Origin of the sequence: Ensifer sp. SL37 (assembly GCF_026672675.1) — a bacterium.
GTDB classification, from domain to species: Bacteria; Pseudomonadota; Alphaproteobacteria; order Rhizobiales; family Rhizobiaceae; genus Ensifer; species Ensifer adhaerens.
On sequence record NZ_JAPPRN010000006.1, the window covers coordinates 2,902,871 to 2,916,561 of the forward strand.

13 protein-coding genes are annotated in these 13,691 nt (G+C 63.9%); 6 read left to right on the forward strand and 7 right to left on the reverse strand.

Annotated features, from left to right (window positions below):
- The first annotated feature begins 78 nt into the window (after positions 1-78).
- Positions 79-492 (forward strand): winged helix-turn-helix transcriptional regulator, encoded by a 414-nt coding sequence (locus OVA00_RS26120; RefSeq protein ID WP_234824423.1) that lies wholly within the window; start codon positions 79-81, stop codon positions 490-492.
- Between the two features lie 52 nt (positions 493-544).
- Here OVA00_RS26120 and OVA00_RS26125 read toward each other — a convergent pair whose 3' ends face one another.
- From OVA00_RS26125 to OVA00_RS26140, 4 genes are all read right to left on the reverse strand, one after another.
- Entirely contained in the window at positions 545-1,240 is a 696-nt protein-coding gene (locus OVA00_RS26125; protein ID WP_112771078.1) for a class I SAM-dependent methyltransferase, read from the reverse strand.
- 345 nt (positions 1,241-1,585) lie between these two features.
- Positions 1,586-3,613 carry an ATP-binding protein gene (locus tag OVA00_RS26130; RefSeq protein WP_112771199.1) on the reverse strand — a complete coding sequence of 676 codons (2,028 nt, stop codon included), beginning with the start codon at positions 3,611-3,613 and terminating at the stop codon, positions 1,586-1,588.
- A gap of 135 nt (positions 3,614-3,748) precedes the next feature.
- Positions 3,749-4,267 (reverse strand): ABZJ_00895 family protein, encoded by a 519-nt coding sequence (locus OVA00_RS26135; RefSeq protein ID WP_268089864.1) that lies wholly within the window; start codon positions 4,265-4,267, stop codon positions 3,749-3,751.
- Between the two features lie 126 nt (positions 4,268-4,393).
- The gene (locus OVA00_RS26140; protein ID WP_268089866.1) at positions 4,394-4,942 is read right to left on the reverse strand and encodes an RBBP9/YdeN family alpha/beta hydrolase; all 549 of its coding nucleotides are present in this window, start codon (positions 4,940-4,942) and stop codon (positions 4,394-4,396) included.
- A gap of 107 nt (positions 4,943-5,049) precedes the next feature.
- Between OVA00_RS26140 and OVA00_RS26145 the strand changes: the two genes are divergently transcribed.
- Positions 5,050-5,517 (forward strand): Lrp/AsnC family transcriptional regulator, encoded by a 468-nt coding sequence (locus tag OVA00_RS26145; RefSeq protein WP_112985277.1) that lies wholly within the window; start codon positions 5,050-5,052, stop codon positions 5,515-5,517.
- 164 nt (positions 5,518-5,681) lie between these two features.
- Complete coding sequence (gene cax, locus OVA00_RS26150; protein ID WP_034792668.1) at positions 5,682-6,776, forward strand: calcium/proton exchanger; 1,095 nt, start codon at positions 5,682-5,684, stop codon at positions 6,774-6,776.
- 18 nt (positions 6,777-6,794) lie between these two features.
- Here the strand turns inward: cax and OVA00_RS26155 are convergent, their stop codons facing one another.
- Together OVA00_RS26155 and OVA00_RS26160 are read right to left on the reverse strand one after the other, a co-directional pair.
- Positions 6,795-7,805 (reverse strand): NAD-dependent epimerase/dehydratase family protein, encoded by a 1,011-nt coding sequence (locus tag OVA00_RS26155; RefSeq protein WP_268089868.1) that lies wholly within the window; start codon positions 7,803-7,805, stop codon positions 6,795-6,797.
- A 24-nt stretch (positions 7,806-7,829) separates the two neighbouring features.
- Complete coding sequence (locus OVA00_RS26160; protein WP_268089869.1) at positions 7,830-8,441, reverse strand: class I SAM-dependent methyltransferase; 612 nt, start codon at positions 8,439-8,441, stop codon at positions 7,830-7,832.
- A gap of 116 nt (positions 8,442-8,557) precedes the next feature.
- Here OVA00_RS26160 and OVA00_RS26165 point away from each other — a divergent pair, with 116 nt between their 5' ends.
- Positions 8,558-9,184 carry a TetR/AcrR family transcriptional regulator gene (locus OVA00_RS26165; RefSeq protein WP_268089870.1) on the forward strand — a complete coding sequence of 209 codons (627 nt, stop codon included), beginning with the start codon at positions 8,558-8,560 and terminating at the stop codon, positions 9,182-9,184.
- Between the two features lie 398 nt (positions 9,185-9,582).
- A complete protein-coding gene (locus OVA00_RS26170) occupies positions 9,583-9,951 on the forward strand; it encodes a hypothetical protein (RefSeq protein WP_034792678.1) in 369 nt (122 codons plus the stop codon).
- A 46-nt stretch (positions 9,952-9,997) separates the two neighbouring features.
- Here the strand turns inward: OVA00_RS26170 and OVA00_RS26175 are convergent, their stop codons facing one another.
- On the reverse strand, positions 9,998-11,371 hold the full coding sequence (locus OVA00_RS26175) for an MATE family efflux transporter (protein ID WP_268089872.1): 1,374 nt from the start codon (positions 11,369-11,371) through the stop codon (positions 9,998-10,000).
- A gap of 524 nt (positions 11,372-11,895) precedes the next feature.
- Here OVA00_RS26175 and OVA00_RS26180 point away from each other — a divergent pair.
- Positions 11,896-13,674, forward strand: coding sequence for an acetolactate synthase 3 large subunit (locus OVA00_RS26180; protein WP_034792684.1), 1,779 nt, complete (start codon positions 11,896-11,898; stop codon positions 13,672-13,674).
- Positions 13,675-13,691 lie beyond the last annotated feature (17 nt).

Sequence of the window (13,691 nt, forward strand, 5' to 3'; positions counted from 1 at the left end):
TTGTTTGCTGAAAGCACGCTAACTCTCTGGTACGATATCGTAAATACGGACAAAAAGGATAGTACGGGGGGCGCCGACATGACGGAACAAGCCGTGGCATCGGACCGAGGTGTCGGGCCGAAAGTGTCCAGCCTGACCGGTCTCGACATGAGCCATATCCGGCTCTGCCCTGCCATCGCCTTCAACCAGATCGTCGGCGGGCGCTACAAGCTGCACATCCTCTGCGTGCTCGAAGGCGGGACGCACCGCTATGGCGAAATCGGACGGTCGCTGCTTCGTGGCGGGCTCGGTAAGCCGATCACCCCGCGTATTCTCAGCCGCGAACTGCGGGAACTGGAAGAACGGGGCCTGATCAGTCGCCGGGACTATCCCGTGGTGCCGCGCAAGGTGGAGTACAGCCTGACCGAACATGGGCGGGCGCTGTTGCCGATCCTCGCCGAAATCGTCCGCTGGGGCGCAACGGGCGCGCACGAGCAAATCCTCGGGATATGACTTCCTCCTGCCTCCTGCTCGGCCCTTCAAAACGTCGAGAAGGCTGTCGCGCTCACGCTTTCACGGCCGAGAAGAAGAGGAAGCGCGGTTTGGTCGTCAGGCTCCTGTAGGCGTCCGGAAAGAGCGTGCTGGCACGCGGATCGGGCTCCGGTTCGCTCACCGTCTCGGTGGCAAATCCGGCTGATTTGAGCGCATCGAACATGGCGTGCAGCGGGCGGTGCCAGAAGCGCATGTGGATGGTCCTGCCGCCCCGTTCCCAGGTATCGTCGAAGCGATAGGTCTCGAAATAGTTGTCGTGACCGGAAAGGGAATGATCCATGAACGGATGGTGCGTTGAGAAAACCAGGCGGCCGCCCTTCTGCAGAACCCGGTTGAATTCGGAAAGCGGGAGCGACCAGTCCTCCAGATAGTGCATGACGAGGGATGCCACGATGAGGTCGAAGGCACCGTCGTCGAACGGCAAGGGTTCGCCCAGATCGGCCATCAGCAATTGCGCACGCCCGTCGAGGCGTCGACGGGCGATGTCCAGAAGACCGGCGCTGCGATCAATGCCGGTCACCGTGGCGCCGCGCTCGATGAGCGCTGCCGCGTGCGCTCCGCCGCCGCAACCGGCGTCGAGCACCCGAAGCCCGGCGACGTCGCCGGCGAGTGCCAAAGTCGCCGGCCGCTCGTAATAGGCGTTCCAGGCGTTGTTCTCGTTGTCGGCATCATAGGCTGCCGCAAAGGCATCGTAGTCGTTCTCTGGCAAGGTCTTTTCTCCGCTGCCACCGAAAGGCGTGCGCGATCAGATGTCGAAGCGCTTGAAACTTCTATTCTATCGGTCTGCGACGCCATCGGGCAACGCCGCTTGTACCGTTCTGTTCGGGTGCCCGGAGCCACGGCCGCATTGGGGCGGGCCAACGCATGGCAATCGCATTAATATGGAGCGGCCCCTGGAGGACCTTCGGTCGCGAGGACGCGTGCGACCACCCAGCGAGCCGCTATTCCCCTCCAGAGTTGTTCACGCACTGCCGCCCGCAGCGCATGTCTGGACGAAACGCTTTTACATCTCTGGTTGTCAAATGGGGCGCCCGCAGTTTTACGCGTTCGCTGCCTAGGTCTTGCGGATGATGCTGCCGAGGGGCCGCTTCAACAGGCTTTCGCGCAGCGACCCCTGGCGCGGCCGCTCGCCCGACGCCGGGTCAGCCGGTTGCGAACGGCGTTGGGCCTGATCGGCCGGGGATGGCTCGTTCAAGAGCTGCTGGCGGATCTGATTGAAGCGCTCCAGCTCCGGATTGACGGGGGCAGGCGCGCGCGGAAGCATGTCCGGACGATAGGGCTCGATCTCGACCTGCGGCTCGCTGAGGCCCGGTTGCGGCTCGGCTTCTGCCGTGGCGCCCAGTTCGGTCTCCCAGCGCTGCTCTTCGCTCACGGTCTGCGCCGCCATGTAGCTCTGCTGGAAGTTCGAAATATCCGGCCCGTTGATGGCGCGCATGCGGCTGACGATCGCGCGCAGGTCAACGGTCGGCGGATGGTCCTCGTCGATCCGGTCGATGATCCCGTGGGCGCGCGGCAGGCGCTCCTCGGCGATGCGAGAAAAGCGCATGCGCATCGGCACGGCCACCGCCTCGCCGAATGCGATTGCCTCGCCATTGCCGATCGAGGAAATGAAGCTCGTCGTCGATGTCGACGAGTTCGGAATGGCCGAGCGGATGATGTCCTGGTCACGGTCGTTGGCAAGCCGCATGGCAAAGACCGTCGAGCACTGCGACAGGATCGTCGGATCGAGTTCGCCGGGGCGCTGGGTGATGATGCCGAGCGAGACGCCGTATTTGCGGCCTTCCTTGGCGATGCGGGCAATGGCCTGGCGGGTCGGAAGGAAGCCGAGCGACGGATCGGCCGGCACGTAGCGGTGCGCCTCTTCGCAGACGACCAGCATATGGATGCCGCCATTGCTCCAGAGCCCGATTTCAAACGCCATGCGGCAAAGCACCGAGGCGACGGAATTAACGACTTCCGAGGGGATGCCGGCCAGCTGGAAGGTGGCGATCGGCCGGCCGTCGCCTGGAATGCGGAAAACCCGGGCGATCGTATCCTGGATCGTGTCGGTGATCGTGTTCGACGAGAACATGAAATGATAGCGCGGATCGTTGATCGCCGAGACGATCTTGACCTTGAGCGAGCGCAGATGCGGCTTGTCGTTGCGCCCTTCGAGCCGGCCGATGCGCTCGTCGATCAGCGCCAAGAGGTCGGCGATGCGGTAAGGCACCGGCGTGTCGGCGGTGATCGAGCTCTTTTCCGTCTGGCGCCGCACGATGCCGGCGTCGCCGCCGCCGCGGAAGGCCTTCTTCGCCTCGGGGATGATGTCGCGCAGCATGTCGAGCTCGTCCGGCGGCGCCGGGCGGCCGCGGAAGATCACCTCTGCGAACTCCTCCAGTCGGAAGAACCAGAAGGGCAAGTCGAGCGTATCGGTGTCGATGACGACGGCAAGGTCGGGGAAGGCGGCGGCAAATTCGTTGTGCGGGTCGAGGATCAGCACGCGCAGCTTCGGATCGGCAATGATCGCCTTGTTGAGCAGCAGCGTGACCGCGGTCGACTTGCCGACGCCGGTCGTGCCGACGATGGCGAAATGCTTGGCGAGCATCGAGGGCACGTGAATGGTTGCGTCGAGGCTCTCGTCCTGGGTCAGCTTGCCGATGATGCAGCTGTCGTTGCGGCCGGAATCGTAGATGCGCGCAAGGTCGGCGGCGCGGATGCGGTGGGCGATGGCGCCGAGATAGGGATATTGGCTGATACCGGCGGAAAACTCTTCACGACCGTCGGGGCCCCTATGGACCTCGCCCATCAGTTCGACTTCGATGCGGAAGGTGTTGTTGGTCTCTTCGCCCCATTCGCTGGAGGTGGTCTGCATCGAATAGACCAGCGCCACCACGCGGTTCCTGCCGACGGAAATGGAAATCAGCCGGCCGACGGACCAGAGTTCGGTCAGCGACGTCTCGCCGCTCTCTGCGATCGCGGCGATCGTCGCGCGCGCGCCGTTGCAGGCAACCACCCGTCCGAGGAACCGGTTGCCGGGCTTCAGGCCGTCACGGCGATCCTGCTCTCCGGCACGGATCGAGGAATGAAGTTCATTGTTCAGCAACGCGAGAAACCCCGGCAATACGGCGCTTCATGTTAGCCAAGGGGATTTAACAAGTGGTTTCGAGATGTTGCACGCTCGAGCACGCGGGGCACGGGCAGCGGCATGGCGACTTGCGCACTCCGATTTAGTTCCCTGTCAGAGCGATAGCCGGCCGGTCATCCTCCTCGCCGAGCTACCGTACTGCCAGCGCATCATGAAGTACGAGACGGTCAGGAGAAGGGCCATACCGCCTGCGATCACGAGACAGAGAACCATGTCCAGAGACATCAGCAGGGAGACGAACTGCTGCCGGTTGACGTAGTAGGCGATCTCATAGCCTGGGTCGCCGAATACAAACGCCATGACGTAGACCCAAGCAGCAATTGCAACACCCGGCAGAATGCTAATTGCCGTGGCTAAGCCCAAGGAGACGCGGGCCAGTTTCGCTTTCTCTTCTTCCGTCGGGCATCGGCGATGCCTTTGCACGAAACGGCTGGCTGTGGCGGTAGCCGATGACAATGTCTGCGCAAACCAGACGCCGAATGCAGTTCCCTTCGGTATCGGGCCAACAAGGGTCTCGTAGGCGAACATCCCGGTCACGCAGACTCCTGTCAACGCCAGGCAAACGAGGGCGAAGTAGCGATAATATGGCGTCAGTGACACGGTCGGCTTCATGCGTGGTTCCTGGCGCGCGGTTGTGGCGCCACTTGGCGTGATTAGCGCATAACGTGCAAGATTGTGCGCTCTCCCTGAGCAAACTGTCGGGAAAGCTCGCCGACGTTGGCCGGACTGTGTGACGCCTCAGCCCTCCGATGGTTTGATGCCCTGAGCAAACGACCGGAACAGCGCCCGACCTTCCGGCCAGTCGCTCAACCCGCTCTTGCCGTTGATATGGCCGACGGCGCCGGCTTCGGCGAACCGGCTGCCCCATTGCGCCGCCCGCATCTGCGCGTAGCCGATGGTGCCGAAGGGGTCGTTGGAACTCGCGACGATAAGGGAGGGAAAACGGAAGCGTTCCGTCGGGACCTTGGCGAAGCTGGCAGCCTCCGCCGGGAAGGCCGCAGACGTCGGATCGGGAAGCGCCACGAGAAAAGCGCCGGCGATCGGACGGGTGCGGACCGCATGCCAATGGGCGACGAGCAGACAGGCAAGGCTGTGGGCGACGAGAAGGGGTGGCTCGCTTGCTGAGGCAATGGCGCTGTCGAGCGCCTGGATCCAGTCGGCAAGCTGCGGACGATCCCAATCGCCGGGTTGGAAACGGCGCATGTGAGGGTCTGCATACTCCCATCGGGTTTGCCAGTGCGCCTCGCCGGAACCGCCGATGCCGGGCAGGATGATGATATCGTTCATGTCGTCCTCTCATCTTGAACATGGGGGAGACTGCCAGCTTCCCTTGACCATCTGAATGCGCAATCATCGGAAAGTGCGGCCGTTTGCCGATGGATTAAAGGTGAAACATGGCGGTTGACCGTTCTGTCCTCGACCCGACCGATATCGCGATCATCGAGGTATTGCAGGAAGACGGACGCATCGCGATCTCGGAGCTCGGGCGGCGTATCGGTCTGTCGCAGCCGGCGACCTCGGAGCGGGTCAAGCGGCTGGAGGAGCGCGGCATCATTTCCGGTTATGGCGCACGCATCGATGCGGCACGCCTCGGGCTTGGCATGATGGCGGTGATCCGCCTGAAGACGACGCACGAACATATCCGTGCCTGCCTCAAGCAGTTTTCCGAGATGCCGCAGGTGATCGAGGTGCTGCGGCTGACCGGCGAGGACTGTTTCCTTCTCAAGGTGCTGGTGCCGACGCCGGGCGAGCTTGAAACGATCGTCGACACGATCGCGCGCTATGGCGCCGTGACGACGTCGCTTGTCTTGAGCGGCGAGCCGGAAAAGCCGATCGGGCGGGCGCTGATCCAGCGGGTCTGAGACTGGGCGCCGGGCACGCTTCGACTTGATGAAAGTCAATGCAGAACGCGAGAGGACGCGGGATAATTCAACCATAGGCCAGGCACGTCCGTTCGGGTGACCGTCAGGGGCGTTGCCGGCCACGGACGCTCGAAGGGCGAGCGGGAAGCGGGCGAGGGGAAGCCATGAGCGATGCAATTGCCTATTTTCGTCGGACACCCATACTCTGGCTGATCGTCTTCGTGCCGATCGCGATCGCCGGCGAGCACATCTGGCCGGACGCCCATACGCTGCTCTTCCTGCTGTCGGTGGCGGCGATCGTGCCGCTGGCGGCGCTCCTGAGCCAGGCGACGGAGGCGGTTGCGGCCCGCACCGGCGACACGGTCGGCGCGCTCTTGAATGCAACGCTCGGCAACCTGACCGAGCTCGTCATCGCCCTGATGGCGCTTGCTGCCGGCCAGTATCTGCTGGTCAAGGCCTCGATCGCCGGCGCGATCGTCACCAACACGCTGTTCATGCTGGGTGGTTCGTTTCTGCTCGGCGGGCTCAAGTTTCACCTGCAGGAGTTCAACCGGGTGAATGCGCGCTTTCTGGCGAGCCTCCTGTTCATGGCGACGATCGCCGTACTCGTGCCTTCGCTGATCGGTGCTGCCGACGGCCAGCCGCAGACGGCTTTCACCCAACAGCTGAGCGCCGGCCTCTCCGTCCTTCTCATCATCACCTATGGGCTCTGGATGCTGTTTTCGCTGAAGACCCATCGCGAGCTGTTCGTCTCGGCCACCTCTGAGCATGGCGGTGATGAACCGCACTGGCCGCTGGCGACGGGCATCATCGTGCTGCTGGTGGTGACCGTTCTTGTGGCGCTCGTCAGCGAAGTTTTCGTCGGCTCGGTGCAGGTCGCGGCCGAAGAGCTTGGCATGACGCCGGCCTTCGTCGGCTTCGTCGTCGTCGCGCTCGTCGGTGCTGCGGCCGAGATGGCGACGGCTTTCTCCGCTGCGCGCAAGGATCGGCTGGACCTGAGCGTCGGCATAGCGCTCGGCAGCGCCGTGCAGATTGCGCTCTTCGTCGCGCCGCTGCTGGTGCTTCTGAGCTACGTGCTCGGGCCGCAGCCGATGGACCTGCAGTTCTGGCCGGGGGCGATCGTGATGATGCTGGTCGCGACCATGGCCGCGACGCTGCTTTCCAACGGCGGGCGGTCTGCCTGGTACATGGGCGTGCTGGCGCTCACCGTCTACGTGATCTTCGCCATGACGCTGTTCCTGCTGCCGCCGCAGGTGTAGCCCTGCGGTCGGCTGAAATCAGCGCCCGCCGGCCGCAATCAGGCTGCGGGCGCAGTCGAGGATGGTGGCGTTCACGGGCCTCGGCGCAAAGCCAAGCAGGCGCCGGGCTTTGTCGGATGACAGCGCAAACTTGCGACCGAGCAGCGGGGCCAGCGGCTTCAAATCGGCGCTGAGCGGGGCCAGCAGCCGCACGAGCGCGGTCGGCAGCCGTCGCGTCGGCACCTTGCGGCCATCGACGCCGAGGCCCAGGCGCAGCGTGGCGGCGATCTCCTCCATCCATTGGAAGTCGCCGGCGGCGAGAAAGCGTTCGCCTGCGGCCCCAGGCGCGGTCATGGCGGTGACGTGCAGGTCGGCGAGATCGCGTACGTCCACCACCCAGAAACTGAGGCGCGGCAGGAACCGCGGCCGGCCGCCAACGAGGTCCCCGATGATCTTCACCGAGCCGAGATTTTCGCTCGAAAGCACCGGACCGAAGACGGCGCCGGGCAGCACCGTGGCGAACTCCGTCGCCTTGCCCTCCATGAACTTCCAGGCGGCACGTTCGGCGAGGATCTTGGAGACCCGGTAATTGTCGAATTGCGGGTCGTCGGGGTCGGCCCAGCGCGTCTCGTCGCTGGCAAGGCCTGAGTCCAGCGGCGGCCGGGTCGTGGCCGCCGCCGAAGTCATCACCACACGCCGGACGCCGGCATCGACGGCGGCGGAAAGCACCCGCAGCGTGCCTTCGCGGGCTGGCGTAACATAGGCGTCGCGGCCGCCGCCGGAAACGCCGCCGAGCGGCGACGCGACGTGCAGGACATAGGTGCAGCCCTCCATCGCCTCGGCCCAGCCGTCATCTCCGGTCAGATCGGCCCTGGCGAAGGACAGTCGGTCTGTCGCGTCGCTGACGGCGGCGATCGAGCGCCTGACGGCGTCGGCCTTTGCGAGATCGCGCAAGGTGGCGCGAACGTGGTATCCGCCTTCGAGCAGAGAGACGATGCACCAGCGGGCGACGAAGCCGGTGCCGCCGGTGACAAGAACACATTCATTCATCGGTTTTCATCTTCTTTCGTTGCGTCAGTCGCAGGTCCTGCCCATGGCCGTGAAGGGCTTGCGCCGGCTGATCCGGTAGACGGAGGCGGGCGGGAAGTTTCTGATGGTGCCGCCGATGCGCCGGGCGCGAAGGCCGAGCCGGTCGAGCAGCGGCCGCGGGATGGGGCAGCGCGGACCGTAGGTGAACTGGTAGAGATGGCCACCCGGCCGCATGTGCAGGAAAATACCGGAAAGGATTGCCATAACCTTGCGGGTGGGCATGGAGAGCAGCGGCAGGCCGCTGACCGCAGCGCCGATGCCTGCGGAAATTTCGGAATGACCATCGGCAAGCCGCGCCGCATCGATCGAAAGAATGGTGGAGGCCGGGAAACGCGCCTTCAGGACGGCAGCAAAGTCAGGGCCGGATTCGACCAGCACAAGGTCTTCCTCGCGCACGCCCCGCTCGATCAACGCGCGCGTGAAGACACCGGTGCCGGGACCGAGTTCGAGCACCGGGCAATAGCGAGGGTCGATCTCGCGCGTGATCAACCGGGCAAGCGACCGGGAGGACGGCGTGACCGAGGCGACGCGCAGTGGATCTGCGAGCCAGGAGCGGAAGAAATGCAGGCTGTCGCCATAGGCGCAAATGCTGGTCACGTGAGGCTCCGTGGATGGAATGAGGGCTGTCTCGCAAGGCGCGTTGCAGTGATAAGTCTACGTCTGTATACTTACTATTCATGATCATGTCTACAGGCGTATACTAAGGAGGAGTCATGCCTGCCAAAAAGGGGGGTGCTGAAAAAGGGGGCGCAGAAAAGCGGCCTGCCGAAAAGGACGGGCGCCGCCGCGATGCGAACGCCACGCGCGCCGCAATTCTTGAGTCCGCACGCTCCGCCTTCATCGCCTCGGGATATGAAGGCGCCGGTGTGCGCGAGATCGCCGAAGGGGCCGGGGTTACGGCGATGCTGATCAACCGCTATTTCGGTTCGAAGGAGGGGCTCTTTGCCGAGGTGCTTTCGACCGCCAACCAGCGGCCGATCATCGCCACGCCGGAGACGCTCAGCGCGCCGGACCGGGCAGCGCGCATCGCAAGCGCGCTTTTGAAGGTGACGGAACCGGAGGCAACCGCGCTCGACGGCTTCCTCATCATGCTCCGCTCGATCTCCAACGAGCGCGCGGTCGATATCGCGCGACAGGTGGTCGAAAGCCACCACCAGAAGAACGTCACGGAGGCGCTTTCAGGCCCGGATTCAGGTCAGCGCGCGGCACTGCTGATGTCGCTCGTCGCCGGCGTCCAGATCATGCGCCAGGTGGTGGGGCTGGAAGCGCTGAACAAGGGGCATGACGCCGAGCTCGAGCGCCTGCTCGGTGATCTCGTCGCCAGGCTTGTCGATGAGTAGGGGGTTGCCTCCGTGCGCTCCGGCAGGGATCGCAGGCCTCTCACGGAGGCAGGCTTGGAGCGCGGGGGTCTATTTCGGGGCGTTCATATCGAACACGACCCAACGGAAGAACAGGTAGATCGCGCCGAAACTGAGGAGGAGAGGTGTGAGCACGGAAAGGTCAAGCATCTCATTGCCTTTGTTTTTAAGCTGCATCATGCAGCCAAGCTAATTTGCCACGGCAAATGTTAATGGCCGGTGCATGCGGACGCGGCCGACCTCCAAAATTGCTCTGGTATCTGCCGCTTGACCTCAACCATGCTTGAGCTCTTACAAACCTCTCCGTCGGCGTTCGCCCGAACGCCATCTCCGGCTCGGATCCGGCCCGAGGAGCCAGCAATACGCGACATGGAGGATGCATGACCGAGCAACTGCTTTTCCGAAATCTGATGAGGATTACTCCCGGCCATCTCGAACCGTTCCGCGAGGCGGTGCGCAGCGCGATCGCCTTCGTCGAAGAGCATGCGCCGCAGTTGATGGTGCAGACGTTTATCGACGAGAAAGAGATGCAGGCGGTGAGCATCCAGCTCTACCGCAATTCTGAGGACGTGCTCCGGCACTGGCAAATGTCGGATGCACACATCAACGACGTCTCCGCCCACTGCTCGGTGGAGCGGCTCGAGGTCTATGGCAATCCGAGCAAAGAGGTGGCCGCGGGGCTGGCGCCGTTCATCAACGATGGCCGCGGTTCCATCATGCCGTCGCTTGTCGGGTTCTCGCGGTTCTAGCGATAGGGACTGCGACGCGCCGGAGAGCCGGCGCGTCGCGCGCAGATCAGCCTGACGGAGCCGTTGCGGGTCGTTGGCGCAAGGCCTGCCACAACACCAGCAGCGCGACCGCGAGAAGCAGCGCGTCTGCAGTCGGCATGGCGAACCAGATGCCGGGTTCGCCAAAGGTCGACGCGTAGAGTGCGACCAGCGGCATGGTGAAGAGATAGGGCCTGGCAAGCCCCAGGATCGCCGCCCGGCGCGCATCGCCGATCGCCTGGAAATAGCTGCCGAGCATGATCAGCGGTCCGGAGAAGACGTACATCGCGACCATCACCGGCGTGATGCGCGCGACGTCGGCGATGACCGCATCGTTGTCGACGAAGGTCGCGCCAATCGGCCTGGCAAAGCCGAGGAGCAGCACCTCGACGGCGAGGCAGTAGAAGAACGCCACAAGCATGCCAAGCCGCAGCATCCTTTCTGCCCGGTCCGCGAGGCCGGCGCCGACATTGTTGCCGACGATCGCCTGCATCGCCTGGCTCAGGCCCAAGAGCGGCAGCAGCGCGAAGGTCATGATGCGGGTGATGATGCCGTAGGCGGCGACCGTGGTGGCGTAGTTTTCGGCCGCCGTCTTCTGCAGCGCCGCCATGATCGTCACCGACACCAGCGCCATGCCGATGAAGCCGAGGCTCTGGGGGTTGCCCAGCGCGATCATGCGGCTCCATCCCGTCAGCGGATTATGCCGGAGGAGGGCGGAGAGCCGCAGTTCCGTGCGTCCGAACAGGCGGAAGAGGGCGATGAGGCCGAGCGCGAGGAGCTGCGCCAGCACGGTGCCGGTCGCGGACCCCGCGACACCCATGTCCAGCAGCGCGATCAGCACATAGTTGAGGGCAAGGTTTGCGAGCGAGACCAGCAGGCTGAGGCCGGCCATCAGCCCGGGGCGTCCCTCGCATCGGAGCGCATCCGATTGCACCGCCAGAAGGAACTGGACGGGCGCGCCAAAGATGATGATCGCGATATAGCGCTCGGCCATGCCGGCGAGCGGCCCCGGACCATTGGTGAGCGTCAGCACCAGGCGGTCGCCAAAGGCTGCGAACAGCGCGATCAGTGCAACAGCGATCGTCAGCGCCAGCATGTGGGCGCCGGCGAAGACGCCGCGGGCTTCAGCAAAGCGGCCGGCGCCGAGATGGCGGGCAAGCAGGCTCGCCATGCCGCTGACGACGAGGGTGGCCAGCGCCACGGTGAGAATGAAGATCGGAAACACCGTGGTCACGGCGCCGACGGCTTCGGCGCCGACATAGATGCCGAGCATGATGGCATCGGCCACCGTCAACAGCCCGTTCATGCCCATGACGAAGATGATCGGCAGCGCCGTTTTCAAGAAGATCGCGCCGAGCGGCGCGGTCAAGTAGGCATTCGGCTTGGAGGTGTCCTTGGACATCCCGCACTCCTGTTCTCGCATTTCGATTGGGAAGAGGAGGGGCTCGCATTGCCTGCCACACGAAATGCGATCGGGGCGAGAGGATATCGTCAGAAGTCAGATTTCACCGAGACTGGAAGCCTGCGAGCGGCGGGGATCTGAAGCCCGGAAAGGGAGGTAGCGCCAAGCCGCATCGCCGTCAAGCCGGGGGACGATGACCCTTGCGCGTCATGAGACAAGCGGTGCCTTGCCGTAGTCGCTATGGGCCTGTTCGCGCAGCTTTCTCGGACGGTTTGCGCAACAATGTTCCGAGAAAGCGCCGGATCGTGTAACGAAAAGCCGTTGACGCCTCAGGCATTTGTGTTTATCAACTCGGCCCATGAAAAATTTTGCGGTTATTCTTGTGGTGGGACGGCGCATGGGCAGGATGGTGTAACCATCCGGCGGTAGCCACCCATGCGCTGAACGAGGCTCCTGACGGGGCCTTTTTTTATGCCTTCAAACAAGCTAAGCACCCAACTGGGAAAAGGGACGGAAGCAAGTCAATGAGCGGTACAGAAAACCAGATGACAGGCGCGGAGATCGTTCTCCAGGCACTGAAGGACAATGGCGTCGAGCATATCTTCGGCTATCCCGGTGGCGCCGTGCTTCCGATCTACGACGAAATCCACCAGCAGGACGATATCCAGCACATCCTCGTTCGCCACGAGCAGGGCGCCGGCCACATGGCCGAAGGCTATGCCCGCTCCACCGGCAAGGTCGGCGTCATGCTGGTCACCTCCGGCCCAGGTGCTACCAATGCGGTGACGCCGCTGCAGGACGCGCTGATGGATTCGATCCCGCTCGTCTGCATCTCCGGCCAGGTTCCGACCTCGCTGATCGGCTCCGACGCATTCCAGGAATGCGACACGATCGGCATCACCCGGCCGTGCACCAAGCACAACTGGCTGGTTCGCGACGTCAACGATCTCGCCCGCATCATCCATGAGGCCTTCCGCGTCGCACAGTCCGGCCGTCCGGGTCCTGTCGTTGTCGATATCCCGAAGGACGTCCAGTTTGCGACCGGCACCTACACGCCGCCGTCTGCCGTCCCGACCCAGAAGAGCTACCAGCCGAAGAAGCAGGGCGATCTGAAGAAGATCGAGGAAGCGGTCGAACTGATGCGCAATGCGCGCCAGCCGATCATCTATTCGGGCGGCGGCGTCATCAACTCCGGCCCCGAAGCCTCGCATCTGCTGCGCGAATTGGTCGAGCTCACCGGTTTCCCGATCACCTCGACGCTGATGGGGCTTGGCGCCTACCCGGCCTCCGGCAAGGCCTGGCTCGGCATGCTCGGCATGCACGGCACCTATGAGGCCAACATGGCGATGCATGACTGCGACGTCATGATCTGCATCGGCGCCCGCTTCGACGACCGCATCACCGGCCGCCTCAACGCGTTTTCGCCGAACTCCAAGAAGATCCACATCGACATCGACCCGTCGTCGATCAACAAGAACGTCCGCGTCGACGTGCCGATCCTCGGCGATGTCGGCACGGTTCTGGAAGACATGGTTCGCCTCTGGCGCGCCGCTTCCAAGTCGACCGACAAGGCACGTCTCTCGGACTGGTGGGAGATGATCACGAAGTGGCGCGCCCGCAATTCGCTCGCCTATGCGCCGAACGACGACGTCATCATGCCGCAATATGCGATCCAGCGGCTCTATGAGCTGAGCAAGGACCGCGACACCTACATCACCACGGAAGTCGGCCAGCATCAGATGTGGGCAGCCCAGTTCTTCGGCTTCGAGCAGCCGAACCGCTGGATGACCTCGGGCGGCCTCGGCACCATGGGCTACGGCTTCCCGGCGGCGATCGGCGTGCAGGTCGCGCACCCGAACAGCCTCGTCGTCGACATCGCCGGTGACGCCTCGATCCAGATGTGCATCCAGGAAATGTCCTGCGCGGTCCAGTACGGCCTGCCGGTCAAGATCTTCATCCTCAACAACCAGTACATGGGCATGGTGCGCCAGTGGCAGCAGCTGCTTCACGGCAACCGCCTGTCGCATTCCTACACCGAAGCGATGCCTGACTTCGTCAAGCTGGCGGAAGCCTATGGCGGCGTCGGCATCCGTTGCGACAAGCCGAGCGAGCTCGATGCAGCGATCCGCAAGATGATCGACACGCCGGCGCCGGTTATCTTCGATTGCCGCGTCGCCAACCTCGCCAACTGCTTCCCGATGATCCCCTCGGGCAAGGCCCACAACGAGATGCTGTTGCCCGACGAAGCCACGGACGAAGCGGTCGCCAACGCGATCGACGCCAAGGGCCGTCAGCTGGTCTGAGATAGGTAGAGGAACCA